General features: G+C 45.9%; 18 protein-coding genes, 2 tRNA genes and 1 riboswitch. Of the genes, 4 read left to right on the top strand and 16 right to left on the bottom strand.

Going from position 1 to position 17,291, the window contains the following annotated elements; translation table 11 throughout:
• Positions 1–137: 137 nt before the first annotated feature.
• Both M3M38_RS02020 and M3M38_RS02025 read right to left on the bottom strand, forming a co-directional pair.
• Positions 138–335 (bottom strand): DNA-binding protein, encoded by a 198-nt coding sequence (locus M3M38_RS02020; protein WP_252814571.1) that lies wholly within the window; start codon positions 333–335, stop codon positions 138–140.
• 15 nt (positions 336–350) lie between these two features.
• Positions 351–521 carry a helix-turn-helix domain-containing protein gene (locus M3M38_RS02025; protein WP_252814573.1) on the bottom strand — a complete coding sequence of 57 codons (171 nt, stop codon included), beginning with the start codon at positions 519–521 and terminating at the stop codon, positions 351–353.
• A 140-nt stretch (positions 522–661) separates the two neighbouring features.
• Here M3M38_RS02025 and M3M38_RS02030 point away from each other — a divergent pair, with 140 nt between their 5' ends.
• Together M3M38_RS02030 and M3M38_RS02035 are read left to right on the top strand one after the other, a co-directional pair.
• Positions 662–1,345 carry a helix-turn-helix domain-containing protein gene (locus tag M3M38_RS02030; protein WP_252814575.1) on the top strand — a complete coding sequence of 228 codons (684 nt, stop codon included), beginning with the start codon at positions 662–664 and terminating at the stop codon, positions 1,343–1,345.
• A gap of 122 nt (positions 1,346–1,467) precedes the next feature.
• Entirely contained in the window at positions 1,468–2,628 is a 1,161-nt protein-coding gene (locus M3M38_RS02035) for a tyrosine-type recombinase/integrase (protein WP_252814576.1), read from the top strand.
• Positions 2,629–2,762: 134 nt separating this feature from the next.
• Here M3M38_RS02035 and M3M38_RS02040 read toward each other — a convergent pair.
• Positions 2,763–2,835 (bottom strand) — tRNA-Gln (locus M3M38_RS02040).
• A 107-nt stretch (positions 2,836–2,942) separates the two neighbouring features.
• On the opposite strand from M3M38_RS02040, the gene M3M38_RS02045 reads away from it, so the two are divergent.
• A tRNA-Glu gene (locus M3M38_RS02045) sits at positions 2,943–3,016 on the top strand.
• 304 nt (positions 3,017–3,320) lie between these two features.
• Here the strand turns inward: M3M38_RS02045 and M3M38_RS02050 are convergent.
• The 12 genes from M3M38_RS02050 to M3M38_RS02105 all read right to left on the bottom strand — a co-directional run bounded on the left by M3M38_RS02050 (position 3,321) and on the right by M3M38_RS02105 (position 14,596).
• On the bottom strand, positions 3,321–3,773 hold the full coding sequence (locus M3M38_RS02050) for a DUF3021 domain-containing protein (protein ID WP_252814578.1): 453 nt from the start codon (positions 3,771–3,773) through the stop codon (positions 3,321–3,323).
• The gene (locus tag M3M38_RS02055; protein WP_252814580.1) at positions 3,773–4,216 is read right to left on the bottom strand and encodes a LytTR family DNA-binding domain-containing protein; all 444 of its coding nucleotides are present in this window, start codon (positions 4,214–4,216) and stop codon (positions 3,773–3,775) included. The genes M3M38_RS02050 and M3M38_RS02055 overlap by 1 nt, the downstream gene beginning before the upstream one ends.
• A 129-nt stretch (positions 4,217–4,345) precedes the next feature.
• Positions 4,346–4,807 carry a 6,7-dimethyl-8-ribityllumazine synthase gene (gene ribH, locus M3M38_RS02060; protein ID WP_252814582.1) on the bottom strand — a complete coding sequence of 154 codons (462 nt, stop codon included), beginning with the start codon at positions 4,805–4,807 and terminating at the stop codon, positions 4,346–4,348.
• Positions 4,807–6,012, bottom strand: coding sequence for a GTP cyclohydrolase II (gene ribA / locus M3M38_RS02065; RefSeq protein WP_252814584.1), 1,206 nt, complete (start codon positions 6,010–6,012; stop codon positions 4,807–4,809). The genes ribH and ribA overlap by 1 nt, the downstream gene beginning before the upstream one ends.
• Complete coding sequence (locus tag M3M38_RS02070) at positions 5,990–6,598, bottom strand: riboflavin synthase (RefSeq protein ID WP_252814585.1); 609 nt, start codon at positions 6,596–6,598, stop codon at positions 5,990–5,992. Before M3M38_RS02070 ends, ribA begins: the two co-directional genes overlap by 23 nt.
• The gene (gene ribD / locus M3M38_RS02075; protein ID WP_252814587.1) at positions 6,598–7,638 is read right to left on the bottom strand and encodes a bifunctional diaminohydroxyphosphoribosylaminopyrimidine deaminase/5-amino-6-(5-phosphoribosylamino)uracil reductase RibD; all 1,041 of its coding nucleotides are present in this window, start codon (positions 7,636–7,638) and stop codon (positions 6,598–6,600) included. The genes M3M38_RS02070 and ribD overlap by 1 nt, the downstream gene beginning before the upstream one ends.
• Positions 7,639–7,777: 139 nt before the next feature.
• A riboswitch (FMN riboswitch) is annotated at positions 7,778–7,910 on the bottom strand.
• A gap of 15 nt (positions 7,911–7,925) precedes the next feature.
• Positions 7,926–8,495 carry a GNAT family N-acetyltransferase gene (locus M3M38_RS02080; RefSeq protein WP_252814588.1) on the bottom strand — a complete coding sequence of 190 codons (570 nt, stop codon included), beginning with the start codon at positions 8,493–8,495 and terminating at the stop codon, positions 7,926–7,928.
• Between the two features lie 34 nt (positions 8,496–8,529).
• Positions 8,530–9,459 carry a DMT family transporter gene (locus M3M38_RS02085; RefSeq protein WP_252814590.1) on the bottom strand — a complete coding sequence of 310 codons (930 nt, stop codon included), beginning with the start codon at positions 9,457–9,459 and terminating at the stop codon, positions 8,530–8,532.
• 131 nt (positions 9,460–9,590) lie between these two features.
• Entirely contained in the window at positions 9,591–10,961 is a 1,371-nt protein-coding gene (gene brnQ, locus M3M38_RS02090) for a branched-chain amino acid transport system II carrier protein (protein ID WP_252814592.1), read from the bottom strand.
• Positions 10,962–11,396: 435 nt separating this feature from the next.
• Positions 11,397–12,263, bottom strand: coding sequence for a DNA/RNA non-specific endonuclease (locus M3M38_RS02095; RefSeq protein ID WP_252814593.1), 867 nt, complete (start codon positions 12,261–12,263; stop codon positions 11,397–11,399).
• 119 nt (positions 12,264–12,382) lie between these two features.
• On the bottom strand, positions 12,383–13,651 hold the full coding sequence (locus tag M3M38_RS02100) for a dihydroorotase (RefSeq protein ID WP_252814595.1): 1,269 nt from the start codon (positions 13,649–13,651) through the stop codon (positions 12,383–12,385).
• A gap of 3 nt (positions 13,652–13,654) precedes the next feature.
• Positions 13,655–14,596 carry an aspartate carbamoyltransferase catalytic subunit gene (locus M3M38_RS02105; protein WP_252814597.1) on the bottom strand — a complete coding sequence of 314 codons (942 nt, stop codon included), beginning with the start codon at positions 14,594–14,596 and terminating at the stop codon, positions 13,655–13,657.
• Positions 14,597–14,974: 378 nt separating this feature from the next.
• Here M3M38_RS02105 and M3M38_RS02110 point away from each other — a divergent pair, with 378 nt between their 5' ends.
• The gene (locus M3M38_RS02110; RefSeq protein ID WP_252814599.1) at positions 14,975–15,916 is read left to right on the top strand and encodes a dihydroorotate oxidase; all 942 of its coding nucleotides are present in this window, start codon (positions 14,975–14,977) and stop codon (positions 15,914–15,916) included.
• 107 nt (positions 15,917–16,023) lie between these two features.
• Here the strand turns inward: M3M38_RS02110 and M3M38_RS02115 are convergent, their stop codons facing one another.
• Positions 16,024–17,097, bottom strand: coding sequence for an NlpC/P60 family protein (locus M3M38_RS02115; protein WP_252814601.1), 1,074 nt, complete (start codon positions 17,095–17,097; stop codon positions 16,024–16,026).
• Between the last annotated feature and the right edge of the window lie 194 nt (positions 17,098–17,291).

Consider the following 17,291-nt stretch of genomic DNA (forward strand, 5'->3'; position numbering starts at 1 on the left):
CAACCAATTCACTAATACAGGCATTAGCTCACCCCCTTTCATGTCCTACCAAACCTAATTACTTATGTGTGGCCACTTTTTCAGCGAGTGGCTTTTTTATTTAGTTAAATCGTGCCCCCAGCTTTAACTGTCAGTAATTACTTTGTATGTTCATCCCAAAACTTTTGCGCATTAGTTTTACTGATCCGCTTAACGTTACCAATCACCGTTACCGGCAAGCCCTCGGCGATAAAATCATACAAAGTGTTATAGCTCCCGATATTGAACCATTGAAGTGCCTGCTTATAATTCATACTTTCCGGAAGCTCTTCCCTCGGTACTGCTTTAACTTTCACTTGTTTTCATCCTCTCTATTTTTCGTGCTGTCTAAGCCAATTATCTAATTGCTCTTTTTTAATTCGCTTAAAACCATCAATTTCAACAAAGGGCAAACCGTTATTAGTGAGTTTTTTAAACGTTTGATAGGACTTCACACCTAAATATTCCATAGCGTCACTAATCGTTAAATATTCTTTAGTCATATTTAGTCACAACCTTTCAAAATAAAAAGACCTCAAAAAGTCTCATTTAGTCACAAAGTAATTATAACACTATTTTATATAAATTGTCTCATTTAGTCACAAAATAGTGTATTATTTAATATGCAAAGGGGGTGCTGTAATTGTCAGAGCCAAGGCCAACAAAAGAAAACAAAGAATTAGGCGATAGAATTAAAACTATCCGACTATCATTAGGGAAAGATGTACGTGGTTTTGGCGAAATGGTTAAACCGTCTACTTCTGGTAGCGTTGTTTCACGTTGGGAACGTGGCATAAATAAACCTAATGCTCAACGTTTAAAATCAATTGCAAACTTAGGTGGCGTGTCAGTAAATTATTTATTAAATGGCGCCCCCAATATCCATGCAAAAACAACAAGTGTAAAAGAAAATGATATAGAAACAGTGAAAAAATTCAGTGAAGTTACTGCCAAATTACAAAACGGTGAAAAGATAACAGCTGATGAAGAAAAGCTACTAAACGAGGTAGAAAATGTTTTAGACGTTGGCAATCTGCACAAAAGAGATGAAATTTTAGAAACCTTGAAAGGAATGGAAGAGGTAGCTTTTGGCGATGCTGATCTTTGTTTCTTTGCTGATACGGTTAATTTCATGGATACAATTTTAGAAAATAATTCAGATGGTTCACTAGATGATTTAATGAATAACACTTCTAAAATTTTTGAAAAAATGAGTTACTGCATTAATTCGAGAAATATAAATAATGATACCGTGCAATCTATAAATAAAAATTTAAATAATGCTCTAAAATCTCTTTCTAAATTTATTCAGGAAAAGAACGATTAATAGCATCCGCAGACTAAAAAACCATTGAAACGGATGACAATATAAATAGATATACCAAGGTTATACGCAATCTACATAGTTAAATCGTGCCCCCAGCTGATTTTTTTATGGAGATGCAAACAATGACTAAAATTTATAAATTCAATACTAAAGACGGTGAGACGGGTTACGGTTTCAATATATATATTGGTATTGATCCACGGACAAAGAAGCAAGTAAGCAAGCATATTCACCGTAGAACAAAAAAAGAAGCCCAGCTAGAACTAGCAAGGCTTCAATATCAGATTAAAAGCGGTAAATTCGACTTTAATAAACCGCAAATTATCACGTTTACTGAATTATATCACCGATGGTTCGAAAATGAATACAGCCAACGAAATTTAAAGGCAAGTACGGTTACTACTACCGAACGTAATTTTAAGTTGCATATTCTCCCCTGCTTTGGCGAGTGTGATATTAAGAAAATCACGGCCGAGGATGTTTACAAAGCGGTAAGATCGTGGGAGAACGAAAAAATTAAGAAAACCAATCAGCTAAAGAATTATGTATCTAACGTACTGCAATACGGAGTGGTTACCGGTTTAATTGAGCGGAATGTTGCGATTGGCATTAGAGTGCGCAAACACGATCAACAAATAAACAGAGATACCATAGGCAACTACTACGAGGAACAAGAACTAAATCAGTTTTTGACCCTAACCAAGCAACATTATAAGGGACAACCCCAGCCGTTTATCTTTTTTAGCTTATTGGCTTTTACGGGCATGCGAAAAGGCGAAGCCTTTGCCCTTACGTGGGACGATATCAATTTTAGGGACAATACCATTGATATCAATAAAACGCTCTCTAAGGCCGGCAACGAGCTAGTTATCCAAAGCCCTAAGACTAAGGGAAGTAAACGCAAGCTAACCGTACCGCCTAAAATTATCCGCTTATTAAAGCATTGGAAAGCTAAGCAACGAGAATACTTATTCGCATTGGGAACGAGTAGCAACCCCGGCCGTTTAGTTTTTACCAATACCAAGGGACAATTATTACAGCCGACTAAGTCAACCTATTGGCTATCGACCATTCAGAATAAATACAAATTAAAGCACGTTACTGCTCACGGTTTCCGGCACACCTTTGCTACGCTGTCTTTTGCGCACGGCATGGATGTAAAAACCGTTTCTAAGTATCTCGGCCACTCAAACATTGATACGACCATGGATATTTACACAGCGGTAACCAAAGAACAGGAAAATAACGCTAGTCAAATTATGGATAAACTCATTAACTTATAAGATTACCATTTGCGTGTTACGAGAAATGTTACGAACGACCCGAAAAACAACGAAAACCAGTGAAACCAAGGGTAGCAAAAAAGCCCGCCGTAGCGAGCTTTTGAAAGTGTATGAAAATCAGTAAAAACACGAAATTGGGTATACTGGATTCGAACCAGTACATTATGGATTCAGAGTCCACTGCCTTACCAGTTTGGCTAATACCCAATAAGTACATTAAATATACTACAATGCTAGCGGACACTTGTCAAACATTAATTCAATTGACTTTTATCATCAAGGAGAGTAAAATAAAACCGTTATATGATGATTATTGCCCGTTGGTCAAACTGGTTTAAGACGTCGCCCTCTCAAGGCGGAGTTACGAGTTCGAGTCTCGTACGGGTAATTACTAAAAAGTCGCTCATTGAGCGACTTTTTCTATCACTTAAATTGTGAGGTTATTAATGATCTTCTTATTTTTTGTTTTTCCCTTGCTCTTGTTAATAGCAATCATCTCTAGTTTTCGCAGTAACTGCTGTGGCTGTCTAGGCATCTTCTTCTTTTTAATCATTGTTGGCTTTTTCATCACATACTTTTGGCTATTTGCCGCCTTCGCAATTGTTGGCTTAATAATTTATGCCGCTGCCAGTTACTTTAATCACAATTAAAACCGACGAACCTCTCAGTTTCGAGAAGTTCGTCGGTTTTTCTTATTTCTTCGCTAATTTTTGGTTAATTTCCGCAATCGTTTTCCGGGCCTTTCTCATTTCAATCGTCCATATCCCCACGTAGATGATGATGAAAATGACGGTAAAGTTTGCAAAATAAACAAAATTAAATGGGAACCATTCCGAAACAACCGCTAGGGTCGAAAAAAGCACGTAGGTCACGATAAAATGCAAAACCGTTTTCTTAGTGATGCTCCAGCGTTCGACCCAAAAAATCAAACTACTCAGCGAAAAGACGATCCCCATTGCCATCCATATTCCTCCGGCCACCGCCGTGGCGTTCAATTCCGAACCAAAATGACTGATAAAAGCTGGACTAGATGGAAAAAAATGATTCACACCATTTAATTTTGAAAACAACATGGCTAACCAAAAACCAATAAATAGGCCACCAATTGCCCCGCTAACTGTATAATTCCAAATCCGTCTCATCATTAATCCAACTCCTTTTTCATTTTCTGTACAAATCGCCGGGAAGCATAGCTAACCTGTCCCGTTTTCAAGCGTACTTCATACTGACCCGTGCGACTCAAAGCTAACCGATCTAACATTGCCACGTTTACAATTTCAGCACTCGAAATTTGAATGAATTGATGCCGGGGTAACGTTTGGCGTAACTGATAAATCCGTTGTTGCAGCCGATATTTACTCGTGGCTGTTTCGGCATAGACCGCTTTATTTTCGGTATAAATCCGAATAATTTCCGCTACCGGCAACGCAAACGACTGTTGGTACTGATAACCGGTTATTACGCGCGGCCGTCCCCACTGTTCGATCTCCGTTGCTAGTTTTTGCAACTCTTCATCCTTTTGCTCAGCGTGTAGCGTTGCAAATGGTTGGACAAACTGGGGCTGTAAATCAAATTCAACTTTCATCATTTTCCCTCCTTGATGATTAGCTTAGCAAGCCCAGCTGATAAAACAATGGATAGTTGGTTAAGTGGTCGGTTTGTGCGGATAATTGGTACTAAAAAAGAACGGTTCCCCGTTCTCATCCAAGCGTAATCGTTAAATTTGATCTTCCACGCTAAGCATTTCTAACAAGCCTTGCGCACACTCACTTCCTTTATTACCAGCCTTACCGCCAGCTCGATCCAGCGCTTGCGCCATGTCATCCGTCGTCAGTACGCCAAACATCACCGGAACAGGACTAGCTAACGAAACTTCCGCAATCCCAGCCGCAGCTTGGGAACACACGTAGTCATAGTGCGAAGTGGCGCCGCGGACCACGGCCCCTAAAGCAATCACACCAGCTACGTTTCCAGATTCACTCACTAACTTAGCGACCCGCGGAATTTCAAAAGCTCCAGGTACCCAGTAAACCTGGATATCCGCATCTGCCACCCCACATTGTTTCAGGGTGGCAATCGTTCCGTCTAGCAACTTTTGCGTTACCAGTTGGTTAAACTTGGCCACTACAATTCCCACTTTGCGGTCGTTCCCGTTCAAGCTTCCCGTTACCATTTTCATTAGTCAATCTCCTTTAGCATGTGCTGCATCTTGTGTTTTTTCGTTTCTAAGTATGCCCGGTTCGCCGCGTGCGGCGGAATTTCTAACGGAACCCGCTTTCGGACTATGATCCCAGCGCTTTCTAACTGCTCAATCTTATCCGGATTATTGGTCATTAAATCAATCGTCGTGACTCCTTGATCACGTAAAATAGCCACCGCCAGCTCATAATCACGTTCATCCGGCGCAAAGCCCAGTTCTTGGTTGGCTTCCACCGTATCCAGACCCTGCTCTTGCAGGCGATAGGCCGCTAACTTATTGGCCAAACCGATGCCTCGTCCTTCCTGCCGTAGATACAAAACGGCGCCGTGGCCATTAGCCGCAATCGTTTGGAACGCCGTGGCTAATTGCTCGCCACAATCACACCGTAACGATCCCAGTACGTCACCGGTGAAACACTCGGAATGAACGCGCAATAACAACGGCTCGTCCACCGTCACTTCACCCTTACTAATCAATAAAGCTGGTTCTTTGTCCACAGCTGTTTGGTACGCCGTCAGTTGAAATGTGCCAAATTGTGTCGGCAACTGTACCGGTTCTAAGCGATGCAATTGTTGCTGCACCTGCTCTTTACAATAAGCCTGTAAATCGGCAATCGTGATAAAGGGATAGGTATTCCGTTGAGCAAACTCCTGTAACTCAGCCTGACGCATCATGGTGCCGTCTGGTCGCAAAATTTCAATGATGGCTGCTATCGGCATCGATCCCGCCAACTTGGCTAAGTCAACGGCAGCCTCCGTATGGCCGTTCCGAGCAAGCATCCCGCCTTGCCGTGCTTGCAGCGGAAAAAGATGACCAGGGTGATAAAAATCATCATGAGTGGCGTGGGGATTAGCCAAGCGCTGGATCGTGGTGGCTCGGTCCACCGCCGAAATCCCCGTGCTGGTTGCCTTGGCATCCGTCCCCTGCAAAAAAGCCGTCCCAAAGGCATCCTGTTCATGAGCCATCGGTTGTAACCCGAGTCGTTGCACTTGCTCCGGCGCCATCGGTACACACAACAACCCGCGGGCCTGCGTCACCATTCGGTTTACCGTTTCTGGCGTCATCTTTTCAGCCAGTCCAATTAAATCGCCCTCACCTTCGCGATCCTGATCATCGGCCACGACCACCAAGCCCCCTTGTTGTAACTGACGAACGGCGGCCTTAACGCGTTCTGCTCTTGTCATCACTCATCATTCCTTTCACGTACTTAGCTAAAACATCCGTTTCTAGGTTAACCAGGTCCCCCACGGTCACGTCGCCTAGATTAGTTTGCCCTAAAGTGTGCGGAATCAGACTAACTTCAAAGTCCTGCGGTCCCACCGTTGTCACGGTCAAACTAACGCCATTAATCGTGACCGAACCCTTTTCCTGAACCTCCGCTCGGTACTGACTAGGTAATTCAATCCGCATCCGGACGGCGTTTTCATCTTGATTTAACTGCACCACTGGAACCGTAGCGTCCACGTGTCCTAACACAAAGTGACCGTCGAGGCGTTGGGTCGCTAATAACGCTGGTTCCAAGTTGACGGATGCTCCCGGTTGCAACTGCTTTAGATTTGTGCGGTGGGTCGTTTCCGGCATCACGTCAACGTTAAACTCCCGTTCGTCATAATCCACAACCGTCAGACAAATCCCGCTCAATGCGATGCTATCGCCAATCCGACTCTGCCACTGGTGCGGTAAGGAACTGGCAATCGTCATCCGTCCCGAATTGACGGCGGGATTCCACCGTCTGATTTTCCCGGTGCCTTGAATAATTCCTGTAAACATCATTTCCTCCTTAAATCAACACGCCAGTCCTGGCCTAATTGCCGTTCCTGAACGAGTTCAAATGCAACTGGATTTTCTTGATACTCGTTAAAGGCTGCTAACCCGTTGCCAAGCACGATTGGAGCTCGATATACCACCAACCGATCAACCAAAGCAGCCGTTAAAAAGCGGGATTGCACGGTACTCCCGCCCTCAACTAACAGGGATTGAACCCCTTGCTGCGCCATAAAATTAACAATCGTTACCGGTTGCCACTCTGGGTCAGTAATTACGCGCACATTCGCTGGCCACTCACGCTGACTCGGTTGCCGACTTAAAATCCAGGTCGGTGCTTGATCATCCCACAGGTGGAGCTGCGTGGGCAACTGGTCGGCATCATTTACTACTGCCACTCGAACCGGGGGATAGTCCAACGATTGGTTGCGAACCGTCAGTTGCGGATCATCCACTAATAGGGTGTGTTCGCCCACTAAAATGGCTTGTTGCTCTAATCGCAGTCGTTGACTGTCTTGGTAAGCTATCTTTCCGGTAATTATGGTCCGTTGCTGGGCCATCTGATTCATTTTGCCGTCCAGCGTCAGGGCCATTTTCAACGTTACCAAGGGGCGCTGGTGTTGATAAAAGAAGTTGTAGGCCTGGTTCAAGTCCCCCGGGTCATTAACGACGGTAACATCAATGCAAGCCGCCTCTAACATTCGTTTCCCCCGACCGGCAACCACCGGATTTGGGTCTAGTTGTCCAATAATGACCCGTTTAATTCCGACCTCAATTAACTTAGCCGCACACGGCGGCGTTTTCCCGTAATGACTGCAGGGCTCTAAAGTCACCACCATCGTGGCGCCCTCAGCCAGTTGCGGATCCGCTAACTGCCGTAGTGCGTTAATCTCAGCATGGGGACCGCCAAAGTGTTGGTGGTAGCCGGTAGCCAGCACCTGACCGTCCCGCACAATCACAGCTCCAACCACCGGATTAGTGTAAGTGTGCTCGCTTCCTTGCCGGGCCGCCGCTTGCGCTTGTTGTAACAACGCGGTTTCATCCAAAGCGTTTTACTCCTCTCATTTTCATGGCAAACAAAAAGCCCCACAGTCAAAAACTGCGGGGCTCCCGTTTTTAAGTTAATTCAAATAAGCTTTTCGACCGAGTTCGTGCCCATGAGCACCCACTGATCCAAAAACTGTTTGGTTTCTTCTCCCATCCAGACTATACTGTCGGTTCTAGACTCTCACTAGATCCACCGCACGAATGCGGGTCACGGACTTCGGCTGTTGCCGTTACCGTCGGTCGGGAATTACACCCTGCCCCGAAGAAACTGATTTAATTGTCGCTTTTAATATGCCTGACTTTGAGCTAATTGTCCATCTGGTTTAAATTTCAGCCAGTAGTTCGCGTCCACCTGACTCCCATCGTAAAGAGTAATCTGGTTCGGCACCACGTGATCTAACTGAAAACCAGCTCGTTGAGCCACGTGATTGCTGCGTTGATTTAACACCGCCACCACAATTGTAATCGCATCGAGTTGCAAATCCGAAAAACCATATTGACACAGTGCGAGCACGGCCTGGTGCATGATGCCATGACCCACAGCTTGATTAGCCAGCCAGTAGCCAATTTCGGCGTTTTGTTGCCCGGAATCCAGTTGGTCGTACCGATTAAAACCGACCATGCCGACCGGTTCATCGTGCCACAAAATAATTAGTTGCAGCGAACGGTGCTGCTGCGCCTGCGTGACCAACTCCTGTAAAAAACTAATTTCACTAGCGGTCGTGTTCGTTGGTACCCACGGCAACCATTGCTGTAACGTCTCCCGATCTTTAGCAATGATGGCTGCTAACCGTGGTCCATCCGTTTCTGGTTTGGGCGTGCGCAACGTCAGTTCGTCATTCACAATTAGTTCCATCTGCATCCCCCCTTAGGTTGGAATCAGTATAAACTCATTGTGATAACTGGTCAACTTGGTGCCGTTCGGAGTACTGCAAGATGTAGATGGCCACGATAATTAACACGGCCCCAATCATTTCCACGATGTTTAAAGTAGCGTGGAACCAGAAAATACTAATCACGAAGGTAATTACCGGCTGAATCGCATCCACCAAACTAATGGCAGCAGACGACGTGTAGCGAGTCGCGTAAATAATGGCGGGGAACGTAATCAACGTTCCAAAAAAGATGATTCCGAGGATTCCGAGCACGCCACCCATGCTGAGGTGCGGAACCCCAACCCAGATTGGTTGGTGGAGGTTAAAGGCCAAACTGGCAATCAAAGTTCCCCAACCCAAGACCACAAAGGGCGGGTTATCCTTCCCAATTTCCTTTGGTAACACCACGTAACCCGCGGCCGTAATCCCAGAAATAATTCCCATGACCAAGGAAATCATTGGAATCGATAACTCGTTCAAGTTCCCCTTTGTCACCGCCAAAAAGACTCCTAACAAGGCCAAAATAAAGACGACTAAGTCTACTTTGCTCGGGCGTTGTCGTTGAAAAATCAAGGCTCCTAGGAGGATAAACAGTGGCGCTAAGTACTGCAAGATGGTAGCCATACTGGCCCCGTTACTGCCTCCTTGTTGAATGGCCACGTAGAAACTCCCCATGTTCCCGGCTAGTCCAAACAACCCGTAGGCGACTAACCAGCCAATCGAACGCCAACTCTTAAAGACGCCAAAGATTTTACCGCGATAAATAATCGCACTTAACACCAGCAAAATTAGACTAGCAATCGTCGTCCGAGCCGATAAGAACCAACCGGCCGGAATCGTTTCGTTCTGTGAGACAAACTGCTGCAACGTTCCTGAAAAACCCCAGGAGACGGATGCAAAAATGGCAAATAGCAACCCTTTCGTAGCTCGATTTATTGATTTCATGATTTTTCCTCCTAATTTTCTCATCTTAGCTTACACAGAAAAATTACGAAGGTAAACAAATCATGTCACCTTTTGTCACATCAACTAAAAAAGAGCCACATTCCTAAAGCAATGGTGACTCTCAGTTGATTTTAGTTCGTAAGCGCCTTTTTCCCGTAATTAAGCAGGAGACTCAAGATTAATCCAATGATTAAGAACGGCACGAAGTCCAAGCCCACTTGATACAGTGGAATCGTGTGTAAGGACCATTGATCGATCGTAGTCAATGGAGCCCAGCTCAAGAGCGGTTTGGGCAACGTGTGGATAAAATCTAGCAAGGCGGGAATTAAAACAATTCCGGTGGTTACCCGATAGATTAACGTTTTCGTCCCCAACAGTGGTTTTAACAAGCCCAACAGGATCAAGGTAATCGCTAAGGGGTACAAGAAACTCAGTAACGGGGCTGAGTATTCGATAATCTTTTCCAATCCGAAGTTAGCAATCAAAAAGGCAATGGTGGTTGCCGTTAGTAAAATCTTGTGATAACCAATCTTAGGAAGTTGGCGACTCAAATCCTGAGCCAACGAAGTTAACAAGCCAATCGCCGTGGTTAAACAAGCCAAGAAGGTCAAGGCTGCTAATACCCCGGCTCCCATGATTCCGGTGTAGTGCCGCATGATGATTGTAAAGGCCGTTCCCCCGTCGGCACTAGCCTTAGTAAAGGATAAACTAGCGGCTCCCAAGGCAATCAGGAAGGTATAAATCAAGGCTTCAAAACCCATCGTGAGGCCACCTACCTTAGCAACTGACCAGGAGCGGTCCCGACTGGATTGTCCAAATGCTTTCAGCGCCGTAATGATGGTAACACCAAAGCCTAAGCCGGCTAAGGCATCCATCGTGTTGTAACCCTGTAAGAAGCCGTTAATCAACGAACCAGTTCCCTGCCCTGGTTTTGGCATCAATGGGAGCCCGCGAATGTCGCCGTACAATAAAAATGCAACGACGAACAGAAAAACCATCAGTAAAATAAAAATCGGGTTCAAAACTTTTCCCACGTTTTTGGTAACGCTCCCTTCGTGATAAGCCAACCCAAAGGTGAGCGCAAAGAAGAACAGCGAAAAAATCAGGAGCGCCGGGGTTGCCCAGGCCTTCGGAATAAACGGTTGTACTCCCATCGAGAAGGTAACCGTCGCCGTCCGGGGCGCTGCGATTAAAAGTCCCAGCGAGGCGTGGGTTAAAACCAAGAAGCCAATTGCAAAAAACTTGCCGGCTGGCAACGCCAAGTCGTACATACTGTTACTTTGCGTGATACTGAGGGCTAAAATTGCGAACAATGGCAGTAAAATCGCCGACAGTAAAAAACCAATCGCCGCTGGCAACCAGTTGTGCCCCGCAATTTGGCCGAGATGAATGGGAAAGATTAGGTTTCCAGCTCCAAAGAAGAGTCCAAACAACAGTGAGGCTAAGATCAAATATTGTTTAAAACTCAGCTTGGACTGATTTTCCGTAGTAATCGTGGTCATGATGCATCCTCCTAGTGTAATTCATAATTGTCACTCCCTAAGGACGTGTGACCGCGGTACCACCTTATTTTCCCGCAGCTTCACAGCTGGGGGCTCTGCGAGTATGTTAGTTCAAAAAGAAAACGCCCTGTACTGCTCTAGAAACAGTCCAGGACGTTCTCACGTGTTACCACCCATCTTCCCAATCACATTGATTGGCTCCAGGTATGTAGTTAAAACTAACATACTCAGTGCGATAATGGGCACTCCCAACAACTACTCGGCTTCTCGCAGTTGCAACTTGGAGGTTACTTTCATTTACCAGCGAATGACTCCCTTTGCACCACCCGGGAACTCTCTAGCAGTCACTGGAAAATTACTCTCCTCCGCTTTGTTTTTCGAACTAATTAATTGTCATTAATTTACAGGAACTCGCTTAGTTTGTCAAACTCTTTTTTAAAAGAAATGATGGTAGTTCACATGAACCTTGTGGTGCCGATAGCCACTGGCAACCTTGTGATAGGATTTAGCGTGATAATTCTCGTAGTTCATCGGGGTCGGTACGTTCATATTATGATCAACCGTCGACCGCCCCGTCGCATAGTCAAAATCCAAGCCTGGTTGAACGTTGTACAAGTACCGGTTCAGATGAAATGATCCATCCGTACTGACGGCCTGCACCCAAACTCCCTTGGCCATCAGGTCATTACCCTGAAAGACGGGCGTGACCTGGTAAATCACTTTTTTCCCCGCCGATAAAGCATTCCGAACCGCTTGCTCGTTAATCGTCATTAACTTTTGGTTTGCAAACGCGGTTTGGGTAAAGAGGTTCTTTGGATTATCAATCGAGCCCTTGGCGCCCGGTGTGTACTTTCCGTTTTGATTCAGGTTAAAGGTACACGTGTACGCAATTAGGTGCCCCCGGTTTACCGGATAAACTCGTTCACCGTTGACCCGTTTGGGTTGGTTTGACCAGCCCGTGGGTTTAAAGACCTGAGCAGCTCGCCCCTGTGACTTGCCTAAATTATCCTTGGTTAGATAGGCCGTAGCGGTTCCCACCCGGTTTAACTGATCTAAATTAGAAAAATCAATGTGGCTGACTGCATAATCAACCGGAGCAATGGTGTCCGGTTGATCGTTGTTCAAGACGTCATAGGCCGCGGAGCCAGATTGATAGTTAGTTTGTTGTAATTGTTGGTAGCGCGCCGTCGTTTGTGGGGCCGTGGTTACCGCCGTTTGGGCGTGGCTAATGGTTGCTCCCGCCCCTAAACTCAGGGTGATGCCGGCGACCAGCCCCACCAGCCAATGCATGATTTTTTTCATCATTTTTCTCCTTTAAATCCGAACATTTGTTGCCCTTATCTATCTTACGGGAATCTCTGTCAGCTGTCAAAATGACCAAACTAAAAACCAGAGCACGCTCTGGTTTTTACCATTATTTTTTAATCAACTAGTTCGCCGTTACAAATCGTCTTAAAGTGTTCAGCAACGACCGGAGTGCCGATAAACGGAGTATTTTTCCCCTTTGATTGCAACTCAGCTTCAGTAATCTGCCGGTCAACCTCTAAGTCCCAGATGGAAATGTTGCCCGCACTTCCGACCTTAATGTCCGTCGGATTCGGAATCGCAAAAATCCGGGCGGGATTAAAACTCATCCAGTTCAGCAATTGTTCCAGAGAAACCGTTCCTGGCTCTACCAGCTGCGTGAACAACAGCGGAAAGGCCGTTTCCAATCCCGTGATTCCAAAGGCACTATCCTTAAAACTGTTGCCCTTGTCTGCTACTGTGTGCGGGGCATGGTCGGTCGCAATCATATCAATCGTACCGTCCAGTAAGCCGGCTAACAGGGCCTCCCGGTCTGCTTTAGTCCGCAGGGGTGGATTCATCTTAAACATCGGATTATCGTTCTGAATCATGCTGTCATCCAGCAACAAGTGGTGCGGGCTCACTTCGGCCGTCACATGAATACCATCGGCCTTGGCCCGCCGAATTAATTCCACACTACGAGCGGTGGAAACGTGACAAACGTGATAGTGCACACCAGTAACTCGAGCTAACTCTAGATCCCGGGCCAATTGGCTCGTTTCTGCGACGGAAACCGCCCCCGGTAAGTGCAACTCTTGAGCGCGTTGTCCCGCGTTCATCACTCCGCCATTCATTAGAGCGTGATCTTCAACGTGAGCAGCGAGTGGCAACCCGGTTTGGGCAATTGCTACCATCGCATCGTACATCGTTTTGGCAGTTTGAATCCCAATTCCATCATTACTAAAGCCGATGGCGCCAGCGGCTTTCATGCCAGCAAAATCAACCAGTTCATCGCCCCGTTCGTCCACGGTCACGGGCGCATATTGCAACACGTTAATCTTCGCTTGTTGCTGGTTTTTAGCAATGATCTGGCTTAACTGTTCCGGCGTGTTCGGCACCGGCGTTACGTTCGGCATGGCACACACGGTCGTGTAACCGCCGTGCGCAGCGGCTGCGCTTCCCGTAGCCACCGTTTCCTTAGCTGTTTGTCCGGGATCTCTGAAATGAACGTGGACGTCCACTAAGCCGGGTAAAATGGCTTTTCCGGTCGCATCCACCACCATTTGATCGGGTTGATCCAAGTTTTCGCCGATGGCTGCAATCTTGCCATCCTTGATTAAAACATCACCAGGCACCAGTTGTTGGTCTTGATAAACTTGACCATTTTTCACTAATAACTTTGTCATCGCTTATTCTCCTTTGATTTCTGCGGGATTGATCAAGCCCTTGGCCACCAACACGTCCGTTAAAATCGCCATCCGCATGAAAACCCCGTTTTCCATCTGTTTAAAAATCCGAGATTGAGGCTTTTCCACCAAACTAGAATCAATCTCAATCCCCCGATTCACGGGTGCCGGGTGCATGATGATGGCCGTCGACTTTAACCGAGCATACCGTTCCTTGGTGAGTCCAAATTTTTGGTGGTAACTCGCTTCGTCAAAATCCTGCAGTTCCGTTCCCAACCGTTCCTTTTGCACCCGCAAGAGCATCATGACATCGGCATTCTCCGCCGCTTCGTCAATCGTGGTGTAGTTCCCATATTGTTCAAACTCGGCGTTATACCATTGTTCTGGTCCAGCAAACGAGACGTGGGCCCCTAGTCGGGTTAATAACGCCATGTTGGATCGGGCAACCCGGGAGTGGTTCAAGTCTCCGACGATGGTGATGTTTAAGTTTTTGAACGTTCCAAATTCTTGGTAAATGGTCATCATGTCTAGTAAAGATTGGGACGGATGTTGCCCACTCCCATCCCCCCCATTAACAATGCTAATGTCTAAGTCATCAGATAACAATGGTTGGTAGTATTCGTTTTCCGGATGCCGAATCACAGCCACGTCAACGCCAATCGCCTGAATCGTTTTGATGGTATCCCCTAGCGTTTCGCCCTTAGTCACGGAACTGCCATCGGCCACGAATTGTAAAACCTGCATCCCTAGCTTGCGTTCGGCCATTTCAAAGCTGGTGTGAGTCCGCGTACTGTTTTCAAAAAATAAATTCATCGCAAACGTTGGTCGCTGTAACCGAACCGTTTTGCCGGCCTGAAACAACTGCGCTAAGCGAATCTTATGTAGAACGTCTGCTTCACTTAAATCACTAACTGAGACCAAATCATGTTGAGCTGCATTCACCATTGGTTCCTCCTCATGCTTGTCTTGCTAACAATAAAGGGACATGCCCAAATTAACCAAGCATGTCCCTAAATAAACAGCGCCAGCTAACTTGTCAACCTCTCTGGATTGAATTAAAGCACCCGCTTTATCGAGTTGTCTAATTGGTGCTTACTTTAACGAATTTAAGCGCAAAAGTCAATCCTCCGCTGCTTGACAAGCTCGTCCTTCTTCAGTAGGATTAATACAATTAATCTTAATTTGGTTCAGAGAGACCAAGAGATCTTCAGCATGATAGTAAAATTACGCAGTTAGTGCGGTCTTTTTCTCTGAACCAGGACCTTACTAACTGCGTTTTTCGTTAACCGCACTGCCCTCCAGCAGTGTGCAAAGGAGAAGAGTATGACTGCAATTGACTTAAGCGCAACGATTGGAAATGAAACCTTTCAGCACCCGTTGATTAACGCGGCCGGAGTGTGGGACGAAACCGCAACAGAAATGAACGCGGTGTTAGCGTCAGCCGCTGGCGGTTTAACCACCAAGAGTGCTACCCTCGCCCCACGAGCGGGAAATCCCCAACCTCGTTATTTTGATACTGACCTCGGGAGCATCAACTCGATGGGATTGCCTAACCAAGGTTTAGCGTACTACCTTGATTTTATCGCTAATACCGATACGGACAAACCAATTGATTTATCCGTAACTGGAACCAAGATGGCGGATCAAATTGACGCGCTTAAACAAATTCAAGCCAGTGATTTTGCCGGACTATGTGAACTAAACTTGTCATGTCCCAACGTAGTGGGTAAACCCCAAATTGGGTACGACCTAGAGGCCACTAAAGAAATTTTGGACCGGGTATTTGCCTTTTACACCAAGCCCCTGGGAGTTAAACTACCACCCTACTTTGACCTGCAACAGTACGATGCCATGGCCGAGATTTTAAACCAATACCCGTTGACTTACATCAACGCCATTAATAGTGTGGGGAACGGGCTCGTGGTTGATCCAGAAACCGAACGAGTGGTGATTAAACCTAAGGGTGGTTTTGGTGGTATCGGGGGCAAATACATCAAGCCGGTAGCATTAGCCAACGTCCGGGCTTTCCGGCAACGTCTGCGTCCGGAAATCAAGATCATCGGAACTGGTGGCGTCAACACGGGAACCGATGTCTTTGAATTGATTCTCTGTGGGGCTGACATCGTGGAATTAGGAACGGTGGTCATGCAAGAAGGCCTGGATGCCTTTGCCCGCATTAACCAAGAGTTAACGTACCTCATGGAAGCCAAAGGTTACCAAAAACTAGCTGATTTCCGGGGTCACTTACAAGAATATGATGCTTAATTAGGATCTAAAAGGCACCGTGTCGATTGCGACACGGTGCCTTTTTTAGTTTGCGGGTAAACAAAAAAGCACCAACCGAAGTTAGCACCTTTCAATAGTTTATCTAATTATTCGAACGTACCCCAAGCTACCTTGTGAGTTTCGCGAACTGGGCAGTATAACTTGTCACCGTTGTAACCAGTGTATTCAACCCAAACGTGACCATCTTTAACTACGTAGCCATCGTAACTAATCTTAGCTCCAGCAGGAAGGTAACCAGTAATCTTGTCTTTCAAGCTAGCTGATTTCCGAACGGCAATTTGAGTGTCGCCGTTGATGAAGTAACCAGTTTCAGGGTTAAATTTACCTTCGTTTGATGATTGAGAAACTAACTTAGCGTCAGTTAAAGTTGGCTTAGCTTCAGCGACTGGTTGTGCGGCTGCTTGGTCATCATTAGTTGCTTGAGCTTGAGTATTATCAGTAGCGGGTTGTGCGGCTACTTGATCAGTGTTAGCAGTTTGTGCTTGTGTGTCAGTTGCGGGTTGTGCAGCTGCTTGATCGTTGTTAGCAGTTTGTGCTTGCGCATCAGCTGCTGGCTGTGCGGCTGCTTGGTCGTTGTTAGCAGTTTGTGCTTGCGCATCAGCTGCTGGTTGTGCTTGTTGACCATTGTTGTTAGTAGCAGCTGATTGGCTTTGCGTTTGTACTTGGCTTGGTTGAGCTTGAGCAACGGAAGCACCACCACCAACTCGACCATAGGTTACTTGACCAGGGAAGTAAGAAATGGAGTCTCCACTAATTACACCACGGTTTTGAGCATCCAACATTTGGCCGTTCCCTTGGTAAATACCAACGTGGTAAATTCCACTACCGTCGTTGAAAAATACTAAATCACCGGGTTGAGCTTCAGAAGCACTAATTGGTTGTGAAGCAGCAGCTTGAGCGGCAGCAGTCCGTGGTAAGCTAATCCCGTTTTGACCGTAAACGTATTGCGTGAAACCAGAACAGTCAAAGCCACCAGGGTTAGTTCCACCCCATGCGTATGAAGTTCCAACGTGTTGTTGTCCAGTAGACAAAACATCAGCAGAAGCAGTGTTGTTACCAGCAAACATGAAAGCACCTGCCATCATTGAAGTTGCGATTCCGGCAAACAACCATTTCTTTCCTGCTTTGTACATCTTAAAGTGAACTTTAGTATTTTTCATTGTATCGATAATCTCCTTTTCGAAATTGTCTTTTTACTTTTTAATTTAATTACCTTACAAGACACATACTAGCATGGCAAAAATCATTTGTGGGCACTTCAACTTGTTCTTAATCTAACTGTAATCTTTTTGAAATATATTGAGAAATTATTAAGGGAAGCTTAAGTAACTCCACGTTAGGGTTGCTGTAACTT

Source organism: Fructilactobacillus cliffordii (assembly GCF_024029355.1).
In the GTDB taxonomy this organism is placed as follows: Bacteria; Bacillota; Bacilli; order Lactobacillales; family Lactobacillaceae; genus Fructilactobacillus; species Fructilactobacillus cliffordii.

What these genes read in the sequence shown, in the direction of transcription:
- M3M38_RS02025 (WP_252814573.1), bottom strand. Translation starts at nt 521, where the DNA reads ATGACTAAAGAATATTTAACGATTAGTGACGCTATGGAATATTTAGGT.
- M3M38_RS02035 (WP_252814576.1), top strand. Translation starts at nt 1,468, where the DNA reads ATGACTAAAATTTATAAATTCAATACTAAAGACGGTGAGACGGGTTAC.
- M3M38_RS02050 (WP_252814578.1), bottom strand. Translation starts at nt 3,773, where the DNA reads ATGATGAGACGGATTTGGAATTATACAGTTAGCGGGGCAATTGGTGGC.
- M3M38_RS02055 (WP_252814580.1), bottom strand. Translation starts at nt 4,216, where the DNA reads ATGATGAAAGTTGAATTTGATTTACAGCCCCAGTTTGTCCAACCATTT.
- ribH (WP_252814582.1), bottom strand. Translation starts at nt 4,807, where the DNA reads ATGAAAATGGTAACGGGAAGCTTGAACGGGAACGACCGCAAAGTGGGA.
- ribA (WP_252814584.1), bottom strand. Translation starts at nt 6,012, where the DNA reads ATGACAAGAGCAGAACGCGTTAAGGCCGCCGTTCGTCAGTTACAACAA.
- M3M38_RS02070 (WP_252814585.1), bottom strand. Translation starts at nt 6,598, where the DNA reads ATGTTTACAGGAATTATTCAAGGCACCGGGAAAATCAGACGGTGGAAT.
- M3M38_RS02080 (WP_252814588.1), bottom strand. Translation starts at nt 8,495, where the DNA reads ATGGAACTAATTGTGAATGACGAACTGACGTTGCGCACGCCCAAACCA.
- M3M38_RS02085 (WP_252814590.1), bottom strand. Translation starts at nt 9,459, where the DNA reads ATGAAATCAATAAATCGAGCTACGAAAGGGTTGCTATTTGCCATTTTT.
- brnQ (WP_252814592.1), bottom strand. Translation starts at nt 10,961, where the DNA reads ATGACCACGATTACTACGGAAAATCAGTCCAAGCTGAGTTTTAAACAA.
- M3M38_RS02095 (WP_252814593.1), bottom strand. Translation starts at nt 12,263, where the DNA reads ATGAAAAAAATCATGCATTGGCTGGTGGGGCTGGTCGCCGGCATCACC.
- M3M38_RS02100 (WP_252814595.1), bottom strand. Translation starts at nt 13,651, where the DNA reads ATGACAAAGTTATTAGTGAAAAATGGTCAAGTTTATCAAGACCAACAA.
- M3M38_RS02105 (WP_252814597.1), bottom strand. Translation starts at nt 14,596, where the DNA reads ATGGTGAATGCAGCTCAACATGATTTGGTCTCAGTTAGTGATTTAAGT.
- M3M38_RS02110 (WP_252814599.1), top strand. Translation starts at nt 14,975, where the DNA reads ATGACTGCAATTGACTTAAGCGCAACGATTGGAAATGAAACCTTTCAG.
- M3M38_RS02115 (WP_252814601.1), bottom strand. Translation starts at nt 17,097, where the DNA reads ATGAAAAATACTAAAGTTCACTTTAAGATGTACAAAGCAGGAAAGAAA.